Here is a 21,013-nt window from a genome sequence, read left to right as displayed (position 1 = left end):
GCACTCCACGACGCACGCGTCACGTTCCCGGAGACCTCCCCTGCTCTCGCACTCCCTTCGTCTTTACCTGCCCCGCTTCTCCTCTCTTCGTGCGTCCGCCCTCGCGGCGGCGTGCGCCTTCTCGATGACCGGCTGTGCCGACCTCTCGGCTCCGATCGTGAACAAGGTGCTCGTGGTGGGCCACCGTGGCGCCAGCGCTCTGCGGCCGGAGCACACCCTGGAGGCCTACCGCAAGGCCGTCGAGGACGGCGCGGACATCATCGAGCCCGACCTGGTGTCCACGAAGGACGGCGTGCTCGTGGCCCGTCACGAGAACGAGATCTCCGGCACCACCAACGTGGCGGACATCGCGAAGTTCGCTGACCGCAAGACCCAGAAGACGATCGACGGCGTGGAGTTCACCGGCTGGTTCACCGAGGACTTCACGCTCGCCGAGCTCAAGGAGCTGCGCGCCCGCGAGCGCATCCCCCAGGCCCGCCCGGCCAACAAGACGTACAACGACCAGTACGAAGTCCCCACGCTCGCCGAGGTCATCTCCCTGGCCCAGGAGCTGTCGGCCAGCACCGGCCGCACCATCCACCTCTACCCCGAGACCAAGCACCCGACGTATTTCCAGTCCATCGGGCTGCCCCTCGAGGAGAAGCTCGTCGAGACCCTCCGCTCCAACGAGTTCTCCAAGAGCAAGGCCACCGTCTACATCCAGTCCTTCGAGGTGGCCAACCTCAAGGAACTGCGCCAGAAGATCGGCGGCTCGCAGCCGAACTGGAAGCTGGTGCAGCTGATGGAGGCCCGCGACAAGAAGCCCTATGACTTCGTCGTGGCGAGCGACTCGCGCACCTACAACGAGCTGATGACCGAGGCGGGCATGAAGGATGTCGCGAAGTACGCCCAGGGTGTCGGGCCCTACAAGCTGACCATCATGAATGTGGACAGCGCGGGCAACTTCGAGAAGCCGACGGACCTGGTGCGCAACGCCCACGCCGCCGGGCTGGTCGTGTTCCCGTACACCTTCCGGCCAGAGAATGCCTTCCTGCCCGCGCCCCTCAAGGCGCAGGGGGACGACACCGCCCGCAGCACCTCTGGTTCCGTCACGGAGATCCAGAAGTACCTTGAGGCGGGTATCGACGGGTTCTTCACCGACGACCCCTCCGTGGGCCGTCAGGCGGTGGATACCTTCAAGCGCTGAAGTCTCCACCTCGGCGGGCGGGAGGCTACGCTCGCGCCACATGCGAAGCCTCTCCGCCATCCTGTTGTGGAGTGCCGCCGTGACGCTGGCGGGCTGCAACTGCAAGGGAACCGCACGGCCCGTCCCCGTGGAGCCCACCGCTCGCGCCTCGACGGACGCCGGGGCGCGTGACCCGCTCCAGCCCGTGTCGGCGTTCTCCGGCATCACGGACGCGCAAGCCCGCTCCATCGCGCTCTTCGTCGAGGCGGGCCGGGTCATCACCCATCCGCGCTGCACCAACTGCCATCCCCCGGATGACATCCCCCGGCAGGGAATGGAGCAGCGGATGCACCTTCCCAAGGTTTCCGGTGGTCCGAGTGGCCATGGGACGCCGGGCCTGCCCTGCACCGGATGCCACCGCGAGAGCAACACGCCCGTGGTGGGTGGAACCGTCCAGAGCATCCCGGGCAACCCGAAGTGGGCCCTCGCGCCCGCCGAAATGGCGTGGGTGGGCCGGTCGTTGGGGGAGATCTGCGAGCAGCTCAAGGACTCCAAGCGCAACGGTGGCAAGAGCCTCGAGGAGCTCCACCATCACATGGCCGAGGATGTGCTCGTGGGCTGGGGATGGAACCCGGGGCCGGGCATGCAACCCGTCCCAGGCACGCAGAAGGCTTTCGGCGAGTTGATCCAGGCGTGGATCGATTCGGGTGCTCACTGCCCGAAGACCTGAGCTCCCGCGTTGACACCGAGCTCATATCCCCTCGCCCTCCGGGAGAGGGACGGGGTGAGGGTGCCACGCATCCCAGGTTGAACTCCCTGTCTCCACTTGGGGGTCACGGGTTGGAGAACGGAGACAGGCACCCTCACCCCGACCCTCTCCCGAGGGGAGAGGGGATATTGATCAACCCTTTCGAATCGCCGCCAACCGCTGCGGTGTGATGGGCAGGTCTCGAACTCGCGCTCCCGTCGCTTCGAACACGGCGTTCGCCAGCGCCGCTGCCGTGGGGCCCTGCGCGGCCTCGCCCACCCCCAGGAACGGCTCACCCGGACGATCCAGCACCACCACCTCCACGGGCGGCACCTCCGAGAACGTGAGGATGGGATAGGTGCTCCAGTCCCGCGAGAGAATGCGTTGACCGTCGTATCGGACCGCCTCCTTCAGGCTCCAGCTCAATGACTGGACCAGCCCTCCCTCCAACTGGTTGGAGAGCCCGTCCGGATTGACCACCTCGCCCGCGTCGGCGGCCAGCACGGCCCGCACGACCTGGATGGCGTGGCTGTCCGGATCCACGAAGACCTCCAAACAGACAGCGCAGTAGCTCGCGAGGTTCTTGTAACGAGCGAAGCCCAGACCCCGTCCGTGATTCGGCGAGCGGCGGCCCTTCGACCACCCGAAGCGCTCCGCCGCCCGTTGGATGACGGCCTTCGCCCGCGCATCCTGGAGCTGGCGCAGCCGGAACCCAACCGGGTCCGCCTTCGCCGCATGCGCCAGCTCGTCCATGAAGGACTCGATGGCGAAGACGTTGGCGTAGGCGCCGAGCCCCCGGTGCGAGGACACCCGGAGCGGCATCTCCGTCACCAGGTGCGTCGTCACCGACTGGCCGGGAAACGCGTAGAGTGGAATGGCATTGCGATCCGCGGCGTAGTTCGGCGGCCCGCCGTTCCTCGGAACCGGCATGCGAAAGGGCCGTGCCAGCGAACGGCCCGCCAGCAGGTTGCCAGGGTTTCCTCCCGGCCGAGTGCTGTGGGGAGTCGACCAGAGCTCGTAATTCCAATCGAGCACATCGCCCTTCTCGTCCACCCCGGCGCGGACCTTCACCACCATCGCCGAGCCGTAGGGCTCGCACGTGTGCTCGTCCTGGCGCGACCACTGCACGCGGACGGCACGGCCGGGCAGCGCACGGGCCAGGAGCGCGGCATCCGCGGCGGCATCGTCCGCGCCGTTGTGGCCATAGCAACCCGCGCCGTGCAGGTGCACCCCCCGCACCTTCTCTCCCGGCAGGCCGAGCATCCTCGCGATGGCCTCGGTGGTATCGAAGACGCTCTGGCTGTGCGTGTGAACGGTCAGCATGTCTCCGTCCCACTCCGCCACCGCGCACGAGGGGCCGATGGAGCCATGCATCTGGTAGGGACGGCGGTAGCTCGCCTCCAGCGTCCGCGCCGGAGGTGGACCCGCCGGGCGCACGGTGTTCTGGATGACGGTGTCCTGGGACGGAGCACCCAGCAGCCAGGCATGGGGATCCACGGGCAACGTGGCGTGCTCGCGCCACCTCGCGGCACCCGCCAGGGCCGCCGCGGCCTTGATGGCCTGCCACTCCTTGGACGCAATCACTCCCAGGAAGTTCCCGTCGCGCACCACCTTCAAGACCCCCGGCATGCGCTCCACGCTGGACGTGCCGGCCTCGACGAGCATCGCACCGTGGGAAGGGGCTCGGACGACGCGGCCGTGGGCCAGCGTGCCGGACCGGAAGTCCTGCACGAAGATGGCCTCGCCCGTGAGCTTGGCGGGCAGGTCCAGACGCGGCACCGGACGGCCCACGTAACGCCGCTCGGAGGCGGGCTTCGGCGTGACGGTGCCGGTTGCCTCGCGGTTCAGCGTCTGCCCCCCCACCAGACTCCAATAGGTGACGCTGCCCCCGCTGACCGGATCCGACACCGTCCCGTCCCGCACGCGCAACCGCCGGGCGGGGACACGCAGACGCTCGCTGGCCAGTCCCACCAGGAGGGCGCGCACCTCGGCGGCGGCCTGACGCACCGCCGAGCCCCCCTGCGACACGGACATGCTCCCGGCCGTGGTCCCCTCGTTCGGGGAGTGCCTCGTGTCGCCGGAGAGAATGGTCAACCGGGACAGCTCGATGTCCAATTCATCGGCGCACAACTGCCCGAGCGCCGTGAGGATGCCCTGGCCCAGCTCCACCTTGCCCGTCATCAGCGTGACCTTCCCGTCCGCGCCGATGCGCAGCCAGGCGTCGAGCCGGGGGTGACGCGCCATGTCTCCCGGCAGCCTCTGGCGCGGCACTTGCCCGGAGACGCCCGGGGCGGCCAGGGCGAAGGCCAGCACCAGCGAGCCCTTCAGGACCGAACGGCGGTCGATGCGGGCGCTCATCGGGCCAGCTCCTCCGCGGCGCGCTGGATGGCGCGCACAATGCGGTTGTGCGAGCCGCACCGGCACAGGTTGGCGTCCAGCGCGGTGCGGATCTCCGCCTCGGACGGCCGGGGCTTCTCCCGCAGCAGGGCCGCCGCCGCCATGACCATCCCCGGAATGCAATACGCACACTGGCCCGCCTGTTCGTCCAGGAAGGCCCGCTGGAGGGGATGCAACGCCCCGTCCGGTGCACGCAGGCCCTCCAGCGTGGTGAGGGCCCGTCCACTCAGCGAGGCGGCCGGGACGAAGCAGGAGCGGAGCGGTACCCCGTCGCACAGCACCGTGCACGCGCCGCACTGGCCCACGCCGCAACCATACCGGGCTCCGTTCAAACGCAGTTCATCCCGGAGCACGTACAGCAAGGGCGTGTCTTCATCCACCTCGAGAGCATGGGACTCGCCGTTGACCGTCAGCGTGAAAGGCATGGGGCGCTCGTTTCTGGGGCTCGGAAGCCTAACAGCCAGTCCGTGCTTCATCTGGCCGGACGCATGCAGCGTTGTTCTCCGGACGGTTCCGGGCAGGCCCGGCCCTCGATCCAGCCCTGACGGCACTTCCAGCCGTCTCCCCTCTTGCGCGGAAAAGGATTGCACGGCAACAGTCTTCTCGACGCTCCCCCCACGGCATCACCCCCATGAGCCTTCCCCTGTTCCACCCAGAAAACGCCCCGGAAGCCGCAGCCAACATCGCCGAGCGCAAGCGGGCGGAGGAGAGCCTCCAGGAAAGCAACGAGCAACTGCGCCTCGCCCAGGAAGCCGGGGGCATCGGCCTGTTCACGGTGGAGATCTCCACCGATCTGATGACCGTGACCCCGGAGTTCTGCCGCGTGTACGGCATCGAGCCCGTGGACGTGATGCCGGTGTCCGCCATCGAGCCGCTCGTCCACCCCGAGGACCGGCAGGTCGCCTCGACCGCCGAGTCGCGGGCCCAGGGCCTCGCGAGGACCACGGTCGACTACCGGATCCACCGGCAGGACACCGGCGAGCCGCGGTGGATCTCCCGTCGGGCCGAGTTCCTCCGCGATGCCGAGGGCAGGCCCGTCCGGCTCCGGGGCGTCGTCCAGGACGTGACCCAACGCAAGCAGGCCGAGGACGCGCTGCGCCAGGCCAATGAGCGGATCCAGCTCGCGCTCAACGCGGGCGCGGTGATCGGCACCTGGGTCTGGGACATTCCCACCGACCGTTTCACCGCCGATGAGCGCTTCGCCCGCTCCTTCTCCATCGACCCGGAGCAGGCCGCCCGGGGTCTGCCGCTCAGCATCGTGGCGGAGTCCATCCACCCCGAGGACAGCGCGCGGATCCTCGCGTTGGTTGCCCGGACGGCGGAGACCGGCGGCCCCTACCGCGCCGAGTACCGCGTCCGGCAGCTCGACGGCTCCTACCTGTGGATCGAAGCCAACGGCCACTGCGAGCTCACCGCCGGCGGCAGGCCGCTGCGCTTCCCGGGCGTGCTGCTCAACATCCACGAGCGGAAGAAGGCGGAGCTGCGGCAGGCCGCGCTCGTCGAGCTCGGCGACCGGCTGCGGGAGCTGAACGACACGGCCCGCGTCGCCAGCACGGCCATGGAGATCGTCGGGCGCCTCTTCGGCGTCTCGCGCGCGGGTTACTGCGCGTTCGACACGGCCCGGTGGCTCTTCCAGGTCGAGCGGGACTGGATCTCCGGTCCCAGCGTGGCCAGCGTGGCGGGCCCGCACGGGTTCACCGACCATGGCCACCACGAGGACCTCGGACGGGGTGAGACGATCGTCATCCCGGACGTCGAGCAGGACCCGAGGACGGCCGCGACCTCCGGGAAGCTGCTGGCCCTGGGCATCCGGGCCCTGCTCAACGTGCCCCTGATGGAGCACGGCCGTCTCTCCGCCGTCCTGTTCCTCCATGACACGGTGGTGCGTCACTGGTCCCCCGAGGAGTGCGAGTTCATCCGCGACGTCGCCGATCGCATCTGGACGGCGTGCGCGCGTATCAAGGTGATGGAGGAGTTGCGGCGGGCCAACGAGCTGCTCGAGCAGCGGGTCGAGCAGCGCACGCGCGAGCGCGATCGCATCTGGAACGTCTCCCAGGATCTGCTGCTGGTGGCGGACATGGAGGGCAGGTTCCTCAGCATCAACCCGGCGTGGACCACGCTGCTCGGCTGGAGCGAGGAGGAGTTGCTGGGGAAGACGTCCGCCTGGTTGGAGCACCCCGACGACCGGGAGAAGACGCGGACCGAGGTGACGAACCTGGCCGCGGGCAACCGGACGCTGCGCTTCGAGAACTCCTTCCGGCACCGCAACGGCACCTACCGCCGCCTCTCCTGGACGGCGGTGCCCGTGCCCGAGGACGGGGTGCTCTACGCCTTCGCGCGCGACATCACCGAGCAGCGGCATATCGAGGAGCAGCTCCGCCAGGCGCAGAAGATGGAAGCCGTGGGCCAGCTCACCGGCGGCGTGGCGCACGACTTCAACAACCTGCTGCAGGTCATCAGTGGCAACCTCCAGCTCCTGCAGCGCGACACGGCCGGCAACGCGCGGGCCCAGAGCCGCCTGCGGGCCGCTGCCGGGGCCGTGGAGCGGGGTGCCCGGCTCGCGTCCCATCTGCTCGCGTTCGCGCGCCGCCAGCCCCTCCAGCCCCTCGTCTTCAACGTGGGCCGGCTCGTGCACGGCATGGATGACATGCTGCGCCGCCCCCTGGGCGAGCGCATCGAGGTGGAGACCCTCATCCCCGGCGACCTGTGGAACACGTTCGCCGATCCCAACCAGCTCGAGAACGTCCTCCTCAACCTGGCCATCAACGCCCGGGATGCCATGCCCGAGGGCGGCACGCTGAAGATCGAAGCCCGCAACGCCCGGCTGGATGAGCACACGGCCCGGTTGAACCCGGAGGTGCTGCCCGGGGAGTACGTGCTCCTGGCCGTCACCGACACCGGCTGCGGCATGCCCCCGGAGGTGCTGGAGCGTGTCTTCGAGCCATTCTTCACCACCAAGCCCGAGGGCCGCGGCACGGGGCTGGGCCTGAGCATGGTGTATGGCTTCGTCAAACAGAGCGGAGGCCACATCCAGCTCTCCAGCCAGGTGGGGCATGGCACGACGATCGAGCTGTACCTGCCCCGCGCGCTGAGGGACGAGGAGGCGGCGCCCGCGGAGATCTCCACCGGCCCCATCGAGGGAGGGAGCGAGACCATCCTGGTGGTGGAGGACAACCCCGAGGTGCGCGCCACGGTGGTGGAGATGCTGGCGGAGCTGGGCTACCGCGTGCTCAAGGCCGCCGATGGGCAGAGCGCGCTGGCCATCCTCCAGAGCGGCATCCCCGTGGACCTGCTGTTCACCGACGTGGTGATGCCGGGGCCCATCCGCGGCGCCGATATGGCCCGGCGTGCCCGCGAGCTGCTGCCAGAGCTCGAGGTGCTCTTCACCTCCGGCTACACGGAGGACGCCATCGCGACGGGAGGGAGGCTCGACCCGGGCGTCCAGCTGTTGAGCAAGCCCCATCGCCGCGAGGACATGGCGCGCAAGGTGCGGCAGTTGCTCGACAACCGCGCGCGGAAGCCGGCGCCACGCACGGCGAAGGAGTCCGCCCGGCGGCAGCGCGTGCTGCTGGTGGAGGACGATGAGGACATCCGCGCGTCGGCGTGCGAGCTGCTGGGCCTGCTGGGCTTCGACGTGCTGGCGGTGGCGAGCGCGGAGGAGGCCCGGAAGGCCCTCGAGGCCGGCGTCTTCGGCGTGCTCTTCACGGATGTGACGCTGCCGGGCTCATCGGGGGTCGAGCTGGCCCGGGAGGCCGTCCGGCACAGGCCCGGCATGGGCATCATCATCGCCTCGGGGCTCGGGAACGCGGTGTTTGGCGGTGGCTCCGAGCGGTTGGAGGGCGCGGTGATGCTGCCCAAGCCCTATGCGCTGCCGCAGCTGCAACGGGCCCTGGAGCAGGTGGAGCGCAAATCATGAGGGCCGGCGCCACCGGACGAGCGCGCACCCCACGGTGAGCCCCGCGAGCGCTCCCGTCACCGTGGGCCAGAAGGCCCACCACAGCTGCGCCTCCAGCGCCCCCATGTCCTGGAAGCGGGAGAGCCGCAGCACCAGTCCCAGCATGGCTCCAGCCGCCGTGGGCACCAGCACGCGCAGGCCATCCGCCCAGGAGCCTCCCGGCACGGGCTTCAGGTGCCGGTAGCGGCTCGCCATGTACCCGAGCACCCCGAGCGAGCCCACCAGCGAGGAGGCGTGCTGGAGGACTCGCGCCAGCGGCAGCTCCCTGCTGCCCACGGGGACGCGGATGTCCGGGTAGAGCACGTCCGCGGGCCACATGCTGGCGTGGGTGAAGCCATCCCAGAGCAGGTGGGTGCTCGCGCCGAGCACCAGGGCCCCCACCGTGGCCACCCAGGCGAGCGGCGCTCGGGGCAGGCCCTCCGTGCGGGCGAAGCGGCCCCACTGCACGCCCAGGAGCTCGGGCAGGGCGCGTCTCAGCGCGGGGAGGACGAGCACCTCCAGCCACACCAGCACCGCGAGCCCCACGGGCACGCAGAAGAGGACGAAGCCGGGGAACTCGTGCGCGTAGTCGCCGAGCGCGCGCATGGTGTACACGTAGGAGAGGTCCGGCGCACAGGCTCCGACGACGAGCGCGGTGGGCAGCACTCCCCTCCGGGACAACCGGAAGAACGGGAGCACCGCGGCGGCATGGGCTGGAAGGGTGACGGGCACGGGAGTCGGCCCCATCCGTAGTCATTCCGAGGCGCCAGGTGAACTCCCGTGTGTCACGGCCCGCTCGAGTGGAGGCTCGAGTGGGGAACTCTGGACACGAGATACCCTCACCCCGGCCCTCTCCCGGAGGGCGAGGGAGGGGAGCCGCGGACACTACGCCGCGTCCTCCTGGGACCGTGCCGGACTCTCCTCCTCGGGCTTCCAGGGCCACGCCAACGGGGCCATTCGCGCGTACAGCAGGAACAGGGCATCTCCGTCCGGGTGCTCCGCGCAGACGCGGCCCGCCTCGCTCAGCAACAGCCCCGGCGACAACACCCGTCCGGACTTGCGCAACACGGGCCGCAACTCCTCCGGCACCGCCGCCAGGATGCCCTCCTTGTTCAGCCGCTCGTCGTTCGCCTCCGCGCACTGCTCCAGGTGCCGCATCAGCTCGGCCTTCAGCCGCGCGTCGTAGCCGAAGACGTACGAGCACATCTGGAACAGCTCCGAGCCCGCCTCCGTCATCAGGTCCGACTGCTCCCGCGCGAAACCCGGCTCGCCCGCCGCGCGCCACAGGCAGTCCCACCGCGCCTGGGAGGCGTATTGCGCGTACAGCGCCCGCGCCGTGAGGTAGCTCTGCATCGAGTCGTGGAAGAAGCGCACGTGCGTGGGCACCGGCCCCGGCCTCGCGTCCGCCGCCACCAGAAGCCCCGCGTCCAGCAGCATCCGCAGCTTCGCCTCGTCCGGGCTGTCGCGGAAGACGATCAGCCGGCTGCGATGCCGCCAGTAGCTGCCCAGGCACAGCGCCTCCGCGAAGCCCAGCAGCTCCGAGGTCTCCGCGTCGTCCGGCGCCTTCTTCAACAACCCCGCGAAGACCGCCCGGTAGAGGTTGATGACGCTGTCCACCCCGCCCCCGCCGAAGCGCAACGCCAGGCGCACCAGCAGGGGCACGTACGTCCCGTCCGCCGCCCGCCCCCGGCAGATGCGCTGGAGGGACTCGGAGAGCGGCACCGGCTTGCCATCCGGACCCGGGTACGCCGCCTGGAAGCGCTCCAGCCCCGCCGCGTCCAGCCGCTTCGGCTCCACCGCCATCCACCGCAGCGCGTGCGCCATCGCCGTCCGGTACGCCTCGTTCGGCCGCGCGGACAACAGCACCGGCGCGTGCAGCCCCATCTCCCGCTCCAGGTAGCGGCGCAGCGCCTCCGGCTCCAGCTTCGACTCGGTGAGGCCGTCCAGCACCAGGAAGAAGTCTCCCGACTCCAGCAGCGCGTCCCGCAGCGCCTCCGGCAGCCCCAGGTCCTGCAGGGCCTCCTTCGCGGCCGTCTCCAGGTCCTCCGCCGCCGGATCGATGAACACGGGCAGCGGCGAGGACGGCTGCTTCTCGAAGTGCTCCAGTGACAGCCGCACCAGCCGCCGCAGGAGCGCGCTCTTCCCCCGGCCTCCCGCGCACTGGATGAGCAGGTGCGCGCGCTCGCGCGTGAGCAGCCCGCACAACTCCTCGGCCGTGCGCTCCGAGGCCGAGGGCGCGACTCCGGGCCCGGCGTACTCGGTGACGTGCGAGGAGAGCTCCACGAAGACCTCGCCATTGGCCTGGGCGGAGGCCACGTCCACCCGGCGGCGGACCTGCCGGACATGCGTGGCGAAGAAGCGGCGCCGGAAGGAAGGCGAGCGCAGCAGCGGCGCCGCGGCCCAGGAGAACGGGTGCGTGAAAACGAGCCGGCGGAACACGGCCGGCGACAGCAGCCCCAGACCCGCGCACAGCACCAGCTCGGCGCACGTCACGGCGAGCACCGTGGGCAGGTGGATGCGCAGCCCTCCCAGCAGCCCCAGCAGCTCGCCACCGCCCGCCCCCACCCCGGTGACGACATAGCCGGCGAGCGGCAGCCACCGCCGGGTCACCGCCGAGGGGCGCAGCAGCAGCACGGGCAACAGCAACAACAACGTCACCGCGAGACACGCCAGCGCGGTGCGAACCCAGACGCGGTCGAGCAGCGGCACACCGAAGGGCACGTGCTGGAAGGTGGCGGTGAGCCGGGTGCCATTCTCCACCTCGTGCGCCACCACGGTGCGGTAGAGGTGCTCCGCGCTTCCCGGCGGCTCCGTCCACTGGAAGAGCACACCGGACGGCTCCGCGAGACGCCGCACGCCCTGCCCCACCAGCGCGCCCTTGCCCTCCTCCGCGCGCAATTCGAGCCGCAGCGTGCGTCCCGCTCCCGCCGCCTGCGCGAGCCCGGGCCAGTCGAGCTCCAACGACTCCAGCGGCGCGCCCGCCTCCAGACGGCCCTCCACCAGAACGTTGCCCTTCGCGTCGCGCTCGATATGGGAACCCCCCGCGAAGCCCACCCGGACGCGCCCCACGTCCGAGGCCGGCCCGTACAGCGAGCCCCGGGGAATACCCGTCACCCAGGCGCGGCCGGTGCCCTTCAGGGGGAACACGTCGTTCAGCCCCGCGCCCTCGAGCACCTGCATGGCCCGCAGTCCCACCGGCCCGAGCGTGAGCCGGTGCAGCCGGGTCCCACCGTCCGACAGCGCCCAACCGCCGTGCGCGTCCAATGCCATCAAGCGGGGCTCGTGAAGACCCGTCACCGCCTGGTCTCCCGAGGTGATGACCTGGCCCTTCACCGACAGCAGGCGGACCCCGCCCTCCTCCGTCACCGCCCAGGCGCGCTCCGCCGACACGGGGTAGAGCTCGGCCCGGCCCAACCCCTCCGCGTCCGCGCTGCGCGCCACCTCGTCTCCGCCCTCTCCCAGGAGGTAGACGCGCCGCTCGTCGCTCACCCACAAGTGCCCGTCCGGCGAGCGCTCCACGGCGGGCGAGCCCTCCACCGTCACGCCAGGTCCCACCGTCTTCCCATCGAGCCCCACGAGCTTCAGCTCCGAGGCCGGGCTCGGCCCCACACTGGGACCCGGGGACAGCAACACCCAGGCGAGATTGGCGTCGCGGTGGGCGAAGAGCCGCTGGACATTCCCGAGCAGGGGCGTCGCCTTCATGACCTCCCGGCTCGCGAGGAAGAACTGGGGCCCGGTCCTGCCGGGCAGATCCGCGAGCACCCAGGCCCGATGGGGCTGCCGGGTGGGGAGCAGGGCCCACACGTTCTGCACGGGCAGTGGCCGCGAAAGGGGCTGAGCGCCCGCCCGCGAATCCACGTGGAGGAGGCTCTGGTCCAGCACCAGCCAGCCCTGTTGGCCCCCGGCCACGGGCATCACCTTGCGCGAGGTGATCCACGCCGTGCCGAGGCGCACCGGCGTCACCTCGCCCGCGTCATCGACGACCAGCAGTTGCTGCAGATTGAAATCGGAGACCACCCAGAGCCGCTCGCGCCCCTCGGACGGCACCAGCGACATGTCCGGGACGGACACCTCGGGCACCTCGAGCCGCCGCTGGTGGTCCACCAACAGGAGCACGGTGCTCGACTTGTAATCCGAGGGCACCTGCACGACGACCCACGCCCGCTCCGGGTTGGCCGTGGGCACCACGTTCACGACCCAGAAGTTCTTGTCGCCGAGTCCCTCGATGACGGACTCGCGGCCCTCCGCGTCCACCAGCCAGAAGCCAGCCCGGTTCGGCGACCAGACCCAGGCGTGGTGGCCGTGTCCGCACGGCACCATCTGGCTGCCGTGGGCGAGCGGTTGCAGCCAGTGGCCCTCCACCTTCGCCTCGATGGGAGGCGGAGGAGCCTCGCTCCGGGCACAGCCCGTCACGCTCCCGAGCCACAGGAGCACGGCGCTCGCGAGAAGCAGTCCCGGGGAGACCGGGCTCCGAGGGAAGGACCGGGCACGGAAGGAAGTCGTCATGAAGAGGGGCCGGGGAGAGGGGCCGGAGACCGCGCGGTGCACCGTCATTGTGGCACAAGTGCCCCCCACCCGAGGCGTGCCTGCCCGCCAGGATGCCGGCCGGCCCTTCCCGCCCATTGCCCCGGCGAAAAACACCGGCTCGTGGCAAGCGGGGTGCCCCGCGGACCCGCCAGGAAGCTCCGCACCCGACAATCCCGGGCCGCCGGTGCGTGACACCCGACACCGCCCTGCCCCGTGGGACGAGCCAACGCCAGGGATTGAACGATGCACCCCCGGGCCGCCCGACCCATCTTTCCCCCTACGTTTCGTCCAGGAGACCTGTGTATGCGGCTCGTCGTTTCCCTGATGTGTCTTGGCCTGCTGACCGCGAATGGCGTCGCGCGGGCGCAGTCCACCACCACCACGACCACGACCACCACCCAGCCAGCCTCGCCCGGAGTGCAGACCCCGCCCGCGCCGCCGCCTCCGGCCGCTGCACAGCCTCCCGCGCCCACCACCCCGCCGCCTCCGCCGCCTCAGCCACCCGAGGCGCAGCAGACTCCTCCGCCGCCTCCGCCCACCCAGGTGCAGCAGCCCGCACCCGCGCCTCCGCCTCCGCCTCCACCCGCCGAGGGACCCTCGGAGACGGCCGCCGAGCGCGCGGAGCGCTACAGCCGCTTCTCCTCGGGCTCGGGCGGCATGCTGCTCGTCTTCACCGAGCTGCTCAGCGGCGCGGTGACGGGCGGCATCCTCGGCAACACCTTCGCGTCGGAAAACGGCGCGTACGTGGGCGCGGTGATTGGAGGCCTGGGGCTCGGCACCGCCGCGGCCGTGTACCAGTACTACGTCCCGGTGGAGCGCAACGAATCGCTGCTCGCCGCGGGAGGCGCCGCGCTGGGCTTCCTCGCCGGCTTCGGCTTCGGCTCCGAGCAGGGGCTCAGCGCGCGGGACCGCTCCGTCGCGACGCTGCTCACCACCCAGGCCGGCATCATCGGCGTGCTGGCGGCCACGGCGCTGCCCGGTGACGTGAGCGATGGGGACGCGTCGCTCGTGGGGATGAGCGCCCTCTACGCCTTCGTGCTCACGGGGCTCGTGCAGTCCACGGTGCTGCTCGCGGAAGAGGGGGACCAGGACCCGAACCTCGCTCCGACGCTGGTGGCGCCCCTGCTCGGCATGGGCGTGGGCGGCCTGCTGGCGGTGCCGTTCGAGCTGTCGGCGTCGCGCGTCTTCAAGCTCACGGTGCTGCCCATGGGCGTGGGCGCGGTGCTGCTGCTGGCGGGCACGGCGCTCGCGGATGGCCCGGCCGTTCCGCTGTCGGCCATCGGCGGCATCGCGGCCACCTTCGTCATCACGGCGCTGGTCACCGCCGAGGAGCCGATGCCCTATCCGCCCACCTCGCCGGGGCTGCGGAGCCAGAAGTCCGAGACCTTCAAGGCCGTCCCCGTGCCGGTGCTGATGCGCACGGGCCGGCGCAACGAGTCGCTCACAGCGGGCCCGGGCCTGCTGATGCGCTTCTAGCGGGCGCCGCTACCGGGCCTTCAGCAGCCGGGTGAGCTCTCGGTCCAGCGAGGCGGCGAACTGCTGGCGGTCCTGGGCGGAGAACCCGCTCGGGCCGCCGGTCATCACGCCGCTGTCGCGCAGCTCCTGCATGAAGTTCCGGACGGAGAGGCGCTCGGCGATGTTCTCCTCACTGAAGAGCTCGCCCCGGGGATCCAGCACCACCACGCCCTTGGGGACGAGCAGCGCGGCGAGGGGAATGTCCTGGGTGACGGCGAGGTCTCCGGACCCGGCGGAGGAGGCGATGTAGCCATCCGCCACGTCGAGCCCCGCGCCCACCTGCACGGTGGAGACGAGCTCCGAGCGAGGCAGGGTGAGGCGCTTGTTGGCCACGAAGACGGTGGGGATGCTCAAGCGCTGTGAGGCGCGCAGGAGGATGTCCCGCACCGGCCCCGGACACGCATCGGCGTCGACCCAGATCTTCACTCAGCCCTCGGTGTTGCGCAGGAAGTCGGCCACTTCGGCGAAGCGGTTGTCGAGGAAGCGGCGCACGTTGCCCTTCACCCCGCGGGCATCCATCGCGCGCTGCATGCAGCGCACCCAGGCGTCGCGCTGGGCGGTGTCCACGGGGACATGGCCGTGGCGCATGCGCAGGCGCGGATGGCCGTGCTTTTCCATGTAGTGCTGGGGCCCGCCCAGCCAGCCGATGAGGAAGAGGCCGAAGCGCTCGCGCATGCCGCGCGACACCCTTCCCTGCTCATCCAGCTCGTGCAGGCGGGCGAGCGCGGGCTCGTTCGCATCCATGGCGTCGTAGAAGGCCTCGGCCAGGGCCTGGACCCCCGCCTCACCGCCCAGACGGTGGAAGGGCATGTCCTCCATGGAGGGAGTCCAGGTGTCGTCGTTGCCAGGAATGTTCAGCCCGATGGGCTTGAGCTCGGTGGACATAGCGGTATTCAACCCCGAGCCCATGTGCGCCATTTCTGGGCGGCATGCAACCCCTGGCTCACTCCTCGGCGTAACCCAGCCCCAGGCGTGCCGGGGAACCGCACACCGGCAGCCTGTGCATTCAAGCGGAGTCGGCGGCCCAGCGCTTGGGGCGGGTCTTCAGCGTGGTGAGTCCGAGGGAGTCACACAGGGAGAGGAAACGCGCCTTGGGGACGCCGGCCCAGGAGAGGTCCTCGAGCGACTTGGAGATGGGCGCATCCGTCACCAGGGTGGCGAGCTTGCGGTACAGCAGCGCGTCCTCGCGGTGCTCGCGCAGGGTGGCGGCGAGCTTGTCCGCGCCACGGGGGCGTACGGACCAGGCGCTCGCGTCGGCGGGAATGGCCTCCAGGTGGCCGTAGGCGTTGAGCAGAGCGGACGCGCCCTTCTCTCCGAAGCCGGGCAGACCGGGGATGCCATCGGCGTCATCGCCCACGAGCGCCAGCATGTCCGGCACACTCGCCGGGGCGACGCCGAGCTTCGCCCGCACGGCGTCCTCGTCCATTTCCTTCTGCTGCTTGCGGTCCACCTGGACCACCTTGCTGCCGCGCACACACTGGCCGAGGTCCTTGTCGGGGGTGAGCAGCCGGACCTGCTCCACCTTCCCGGCCCAGCGCGCGGAGGCGGTGGCGAGCGCATCATCCGCCTCGAAGTCCTTCATGGACCAGACGGTGAGCCCGAGCGCTCGCATGGCCTCCTCGGCGAGGTCGAATTGGGCATGGAGCTCGGGGGGAACGCCTTCGTCGGACTTGTAGCCGGCGAAGAGATCATTGCGGAACGAGCGGATGGGGTTGTCGAAGGCCAGGGCCACGTGCGTTACGGACTCGTGGGCGTCGTGCAGCAACGCGAGCATCGAGGAGACGAGCCCCACGGTGGCCTTCACATCGCGGCCATCGGGAGCGGTGGCTCCGGGGCGGGGCGAGAAGTGGGCACGGTAGAGCTCATAGGTACCGTCGACGAGGTGCAGGCGCATGAGGGCTGTCTACCTCAATCCAAGCCTCAGCGCCGCCGGTAGCGCACCACGGTGACGTCCATCTCCGCGTCACGGGCCTCCAGCGTGGACACCATCACCTCGAGGGCCCGGTCCTCATCGAAGCCGCCGCTGCCCGCGCCGATGATCGGAAACGCCACGGAGCCGAAACCGTGCTCCCGGGCCCTCGCGAGCGCGTTCGTCACCGAATCCCGGATGGACCGTTCCGACGAGCGCCAGAGCATGTTGATGCCCGCCACGTGGATGATGCCCCGGTAGGGCAGCCGGCCCGCCGAGGTCACCACCGCCGAGCCCAGTGGCATCGGCCCCACCCGGGCCAGCTCGCGGAACGGCTCCAGCCCTCCCCGTTTCTTGATGGCTCCCGAAACCCCCTGCGGCAGCAGCAGCCACCACGGGATGATGTTCCGGTTCCAGGCGTTCACGATGGCGTCGACCCGCTGCTCCAGCAGGTCTCCTTCGACGATGCGCGGCGTCATGGGGCGGGCTCCAACCTCCACCAGTCAACGTGAGCGGCCGCGCCCTGTCGAGCCTCCCCTTCACGGCGCACGCGCGAGCCCCCGGACGCGCTAGCCTCCCACCCGCCCGTCATGCCCTCGGACCCGCTACCCGTCCTCCTCACCACCGAGCGTCTCAACCTGGCCTTGCTCCCGCCGGATGGTGCCGCGCGCGTGCTCGCCTACCACGAGGCCAACCGCGACCATCTCGGCCCCGTCTCGCCCGCGCGCCCCGACAACTTCTTCACCGTCACCTGGTGGCGCTCGCGTCTGGCCCAGGACGCCGAGGACTGGCGCCGTGGTCTCGCCTTGCGTCTCTTCATGGTGTCACGCGAGCTCCCGCTCACCTCCGCTCCCGTGCTCGGCAGCGTGTCCCTCACCGACATCCGCCGAGGGCCCCTCCAGTCGTGCGAAATGGGCTTCGGGCTCGACCGCCGGATTCAAGGCCAGGGACTCATGAGCGAGGCCGTGCATGCCGTGTGCGACTACGCCTTCGGCATCATGGGCCTGCACCGCATCCACGCCAACCACCTCCCGGAGAACCACCGCAGCGCCGCCGTGCTGCGCCGCGTGGGCTTCTCCGTCGAGGGCCTCGCGCGCGAGCTCGTCCTCATCGACGGCCGCTGGCGCGACCATGTCCTCACCGCGCTGCTGGCGCCTCGTCCACCAGCAAGGTGAAGGAGAAGGTACTGCCCCTTCCCAGCTCGCTCTCCACCAGGATGTAGCCGCCGTGGGCCTCGACGATGCCCTTGGCGATGGGCAGACCCAGCCCCGCGCCCTCCCGCGTTCCCTTCGGCTGCCAGTAGCGCTCGAAGAGGTGCGGCAGGTGCTCCGGAGCAATCCCCTTGCCGGTGTCGCACACGAAGAAGCGCACGAACCGGCCCTCGCGCCGGGCCCGCACGGCGACGCGGCCGCCCTCGGGCGTGTAGCGCAACGCATTGCCGATGAGGTTGGAGAACACCTGCAGCACCCGGCCCCGGTCCGCCAGCACCCGCGGCAATCCAGACTCCAGCTCCCGCTCCAGCCGCAACCGCCGCGCCTCCGCCAGCGGCCGGTGCAGCTCGATGGCGTCATCCACCAACTGGCACACCTCTTGGGACTGGCGCTCCACCATCAGCCGCCCGGATTCGATCTTCGCCACCTCCAGCAGATCCTGGATGAGGTGGACGGCCCTGTCCGCCGAGCGCCGCATGAGCTCCGCCTGCTTGCGCCACGACGCCCCCTGCTCGCCCTGGGGCAGGTGCTTGAGCAGGTAGGTCGCTCCCAGGGAGATGACGTTGAGGGGGTTGCGCAAATCGTGCGAGACGACGGCGAGCACCTCGTCGCGCGCGTGCGTGGCCTGCTGCGAGTCCTTGTAGAGCCGGGCGTTGTCCAGGGTGAGGGCGGCCCGGGAGGCCAGGCCCTCGGCGAGCGAGAGGTCCGCCGGGCCATAGCGCCGGCCGGACTCCCCGGTGAAGGCGAAGGTGACGGCCCCCAGCGTCCGCCCACGCGCCACCAGCGGGACGATCATCAGCGAGCGAGGCGCCAGGGCCCGGTGCGTGGTGAAGTGCTCCTCGTCCTCGGCGGAGGCCCGCAGCCAGGCGTCCGTCACCTCACAAACGAGCTCCGGCTCACCGGTGCGCAGCACGCTCTGCATGCCCACCAGCGTCTGGCTCCCGGAGCGCAGGCGCCCGAGCGCGAGCAGCAACGGCTCCCGGGTGGGGTCGCGGTGGGCGACGGCCAGACGTTGCACCTCGCCGCCCTCCCGGATGCACACCACGCAGTAGTCGGCCAGGCGTGGCACCGCCAGCCGGGCCAGGCTGCGCAGCGTGGCCTCGTACTCCAGCGCGGCCACCAGCACCCGGCCGCTCTCGGAGAGGAACTGCTGCGACTCCTCGGCGCGCTGGCGGTCCGAGATGTCGCGGATGATGGTGGAGAACATCTCCAGCGTCCCATCCGCCTGGGCGTGGGCGAGCAGCACCTGGGAGACGGGAAACTCCCGCCCGTCCGGCGAGCGCATCACCGTCTCTCCCATCCACACGCCCTCGCGCAGCGCGGTGGGCACGCTCTCGGCCAGCAGGCGCCGCGCGGCCCAGGCCGGGTGGGCCGAGGCGAGGCTCCACGCACTGACGTCCTGGTCCTCCGCCAGTCCCACCATGCGACGGCCCGCGCGGTTGAGATAGAGGCCCCTGCCCTGCGGGTCCGTACTGCCCACGAAGTCCGGCGTGGCCTCGATGATGGAGCTGAGCCTGCGGCGCGCCTCCTCCGCGCGCTTGCGGGCCGTCACCTCGCGCAGGTAGACGGAGACGCCCTCACCCGAGGGGCTGACGTGACAATCGAACCACGCCGCCAGCGAGGGGATGTACATCTCGCAATCCGAGGCGCCCTGCCCCTCCAGCACCCCGCGCACGCCCCTGGTCAACCCGTCCCGCGCGTCCTCCGGCAGCATCTCGTCCAGGAGCTGGCCCAGCAACTGCTCCCGCGGGCGTTGCATCACCTCGGCCGCGCGGCGGTTGACGAAGGTGAAGCGCCGCTCCCGGTCCAGGGCGAAGAAGGCGTCGGTGATGCTCTCCAGGATGGCCTCGATGCGCGAGTGGGCCGCCTCGACCTCGGTGCGGGCCGCCTCCTCGCGGGCGAGCCGCAGCGCCGTCCCCTCCGCCCGCTTGCGCTCCGACACCTCGCGCGTCACCGTCACCCAGTGACTCAACACCCCCTCCTGGTCGCTCACGGGCACCAGGGTGCTCTCCGTCCAGAGGGTGGAGCCGTCCTTGCGGTAGATGAGCAGCTCATCGCGGAAGGGCTCCCTGCGGCGCAGGGCCTCGCGCATGCGCTCGATGGCCTCCCAGTCCGTCTCCGGCCCCATCAGCAACAGTGACTCCGACTCGAGCAGCTCCTCCTTGCCGTAGCCCGTCATCCGGCAGAAGGCATCGTTGGCGTAGAGGATGCGCCGGGTGCGCCGTCCCTCCTCCAGCTCGGGCTCCAGGATGACCACGCCATCGTTGGTGTTCACCACGATGGACTCGAAGAGGTGCAGCCGCGCCTCGGTGCGCTTGCGGCCGGTGATGTCCCGGAAGTAGACGGCGAGCCCCTCCTCGGAGGGATAGACGTGCATCTCGACCCAGGTGTCGCGCGGAGGGTCGTGTTCCTCGAAGTGGACGGCCCGTTGCTCGGTGAAGGCCTGGCGGAAGCCCTGCTCGGAGCGCGAGCCGCTGAAGTGCGGGAACACCTCCAGGGGTGTCCTCCCGAGCATCTGCTCGCGCGAGCGGTGTGCCAGCTCCTCGGCGCGGCGGTTGACGTAGGTGAAACGCCAGGCGCGATCCAGGGCGATGAAGGCATCGGAGATGCTCTCCAGCATCCCGTGCACGCTCCGCTCCACCGCCTCGGCCTGGACGCGTGCCGTCTGCTCGTGCAGCAGCTGGCGCTCGCGCTCGCGGGCACGCAACCGCTCGGTGATGTCGGTGAAGGTGATGACCGCCCCGATGATGCGCTCGCCCTCGCGGACGGGGCTGCAGCGATAGTCCACCGGGAAGAAGCTGCCATCGCGCCGCCAGAACACCTCGTCCGTCACGTGGAACGTCCGGCCCTCGCGGAAGGCGGCGGTGGTGCGGCACTCGGCCTCGGGCAGGGGCGTGCCGTCCGGGCGCCTGGAGTGAATGATCACATGCTGGGACTTTCCGATGAGCTCTTCCGGCGTCCACCCCAGCATGCGCGCCGCGGCCGGGTTGACGAAGGTGGTGCGGCCCTCGGTATCCAGGCCATACACCCCCTCGTCCACGGAGGATAGGATGAGCTCGCCCAGGTGACGCAGCAGCTCCAGCTCCCGCCGCGGCTCCGCGGGGCCGAGCGCACAGGCGAAACCGGCCAGCACCCCGTCCGCGTCGTACAGCGCGGTGAGCACCTGCGAGGCGAGGAAACGGGAGCCATCGCGCCGCACGAGCCAGCCGTCGAGCTCGCAACGCCCCTCCTGCTCGGCCTGGTGCAGGGCTCTCGCCACGCGCTCCTGCTCCTCGGGCGGGGAGAGGACGGTGAGTGGCTCTCCGAGAAGGTCGGCCTTCGCATGCCCGGTGAGCCGCTCCGCCCCCGGGGTCCAGAGACAGATGCGGCCCTTCACATCCAGGCCTGCGAGCGCACAGACCTCCGCCTGCTCCAGCAATCGCAGGGCGAGTGCACTGCGCGTCCAGGACGCCTCCTCCCGGCGGGGAGCGTCCCGCGGTTCCTCCGGCTCACCAGGAGCGCTGTGGATGGTGGAGGACAAACGGAGCCGGCCTCCTTTCGAACCTGCGCGGGGCTCAAGGGTGTGGATCTGCTCACGTATGCCCGGAATGCAAGAAGGGCCCGGCCG

14 protein-coding genes are annotated in these 21,013 nt (G+C 70.7%); 5 read left to right on the top strand and 9 right to left on the bottom strand.

The genetic code is table 11. The annotated features are described in order from the left end of the window. The first annotated feature begins 157 nt into the window (after window positions 1-157). On the top strand, window positions 158-1,186 hold the full coding sequence (locus BO221_RS40020; RefSeq protein ID WP_233166469.1) for a glycerophosphodiester phosphodiesterase: 1,029 nt from the start codon (window positions 158-160) through the stop codon (window positions 1,184-1,186). Between the two features lie 40 nt (window positions 1,187-1,226). Then, window positions 1,227-1,895 (top strand): Isoquinoline 1-oxidoreductase subunit, encoded by a 669-nt coding sequence (locus BO221_RS40015; protein ID WP_073566180.1) that lies wholly within the window; start codon window positions 1,227-1,229, stop codon window positions 1,893-1,895. 171 nt (window positions 1,896-2,066) lie between these two features. Here BO221_RS40015 and BO221_RS40010 read toward each other — a convergent pair whose 3' ends face one another. Next, the gene (locus BO221_RS40010) at window positions 2,067-4,271 is read right to left on the bottom strand and encodes a molybdopterin cofactor-binding domain-containing protein (RefSeq protein ID WP_073566179.1); all 2,205 of its coding nucleotides are present in this window, start codon (window positions 4,269-4,271) and stop codon (window positions 2,067-2,069) included. Then, window positions 4,268-4,735 carry a (2Fe-2S)-binding protein gene (locus BO221_RS40005; protein ID WP_073566178.1) on the bottom strand — a complete coding sequence of 156 codons (468 nt, stop codon included), beginning with the start codon at window positions 4,733-4,735 and terminating at the stop codon, window positions 4,268-4,270. Before BO221_RS40005 ends, BO221_RS40010 begins: the two co-directional genes overlap by 4 nt. 206 nt (window positions 4,736-4,941) lie before the next feature. Here BO221_RS40005 and BO221_RS40000 point away from each other — a divergent pair, with 206 nt between their 5' ends. Continuing rightward, complete coding sequence (locus tag BO221_RS40000; protein WP_083682157.1) at window positions 4,942-8,226, top strand: PAS domain-containing protein; 3,285 nt, start codon at window positions 4,942-4,944, stop codon at window positions 8,224-8,226. Here BO221_RS40000 and BO221_RS39995 read toward each other — a convergent pair. Both BO221_RS39995 and BO221_RS39990 read right to left on the bottom strand, forming a co-directional pair. Then, a complete protein-coding gene (locus BO221_RS39995) occupies window positions 8,221-8,991 on the bottom strand; it encodes a DUF4184 family protein (protein ID WP_073566177.1) in 771 nt (256 codons plus the stop codon). The two genes, BO221_RS40000 and BO221_RS39995, sit on opposite strands and share 6 nt — an antisense overlap. 138 nt (window positions 8,992-9,129) lie before the next feature. Then, on the bottom strand, window positions 9,130-12,750 hold the full coding sequence (locus BO221_RS39990) for a hypothetical protein (protein ID WP_143195964.1): 3,621 nt from the start codon (window positions 12,748-12,750) through the stop codon (window positions 9,130-9,132). A gap of 324 nt (window positions 12,751-13,074) precedes the next feature. Here BO221_RS39990 and BO221_RS39985 point away from each other — a divergent pair, with 324 nt between their 5' ends. Further along, window positions 13,075-14,247 (top strand): hypothetical protein, encoded by a 1,173-nt coding sequence (locus tag BO221_RS39985; RefSeq protein WP_073566175.1) that lies wholly within the window; start codon window positions 13,075-13,077, stop codon window positions 14,245-14,247. Window positions 14,248-14,256: 9 nt separating this feature from the next. On the opposite strand, the gene BO221_RS39980 is transcribed toward BO221_RS39985, so the two are convergent. The 4 genes from BO221_RS39980 to BO221_RS39965 all read right to left on the bottom strand — a co-directional run bounded on the left by BO221_RS39980 (window position 14,257) and on the right by BO221_RS39965 (window position 16,674). Next, complete coding sequence (locus BO221_RS39980; protein WP_073566174.1) at window positions 14,257-14,712, bottom strand: YaiI/YqxD family protein; 456 nt, start codon at window positions 14,710-14,712, stop codon at window positions 14,257-14,259. Continuing rightward, window positions 14,713-15,171, bottom strand: a complete 459-nt coding sequence (locus tag BO221_RS39975; protein WP_143195963.1) for a group II truncated hemoglobin — start codon at window positions 15,169-15,171, stop codon at window positions 14,713-14,715. Window positions 15,172-15,292: 121 nt separating this feature from the next. After that, window positions 15,293-16,180: a 5'-3' exonuclease H3TH domain-containing protein gene (locus BO221_RS39970; RefSeq protein WP_073566173.1), complete on the bottom strand. Its 888-nt coding sequence runs from the start codon at window positions 16,178-16,180 to the stop codon at window positions 15,293-15,295. 26 nt (window positions 16,181-16,206) lie between these two features. Then, window positions 16,207-16,674, bottom strand: a complete 468-nt coding sequence (locus BO221_RS39965) for a macro domain-containing protein (RefSeq protein WP_073566172.1) — start codon at window positions 16,672-16,674, stop codon at window positions 16,207-16,209. 111 nt (window positions 16,675-16,785) lie between these two features. On the opposite strand from BO221_RS39965, the gene BO221_RS39960 reads away from it, so the two are divergent. Then, window positions 16,786-17,370, top strand: a complete 585-nt coding sequence (locus BO221_RS39960; RefSeq protein WP_073566171.1) for a GNAT family N-acetyltransferase — start codon at window positions 16,786-16,788, stop codon at window positions 17,368-17,370. Here the strand turns inward: BO221_RS39960 and BO221_RS39955 are convergent. After that, window positions 17,333-20,926, bottom strand: a complete 3,594-nt coding sequence (locus BO221_RS39955; RefSeq protein ID WP_073566170.1) for a PAS domain S-box protein — start codon at window positions 20,924-20,926, stop codon at window positions 17,333-17,335. The two genes, BO221_RS39960 and BO221_RS39955, sit on opposite strands and share 38 nt — an antisense overlap. Window positions 20,927-21,013 lie beyond the last annotated feature (87 nt).

It is taken from the genome of Archangium sp. Cb G35 (assembly GCF_001896145.1).
GTDB classification, from domain to species: Bacteria; Myxococcota; Myxococcia; order Myxococcales; family Myxococcaceae; genus Archangium; species Archangium violaceum.
Note: the sequence above shows the minus strand (reverse complement) of the source record. Positions and strands in the feature narration are given on the sequence as shown.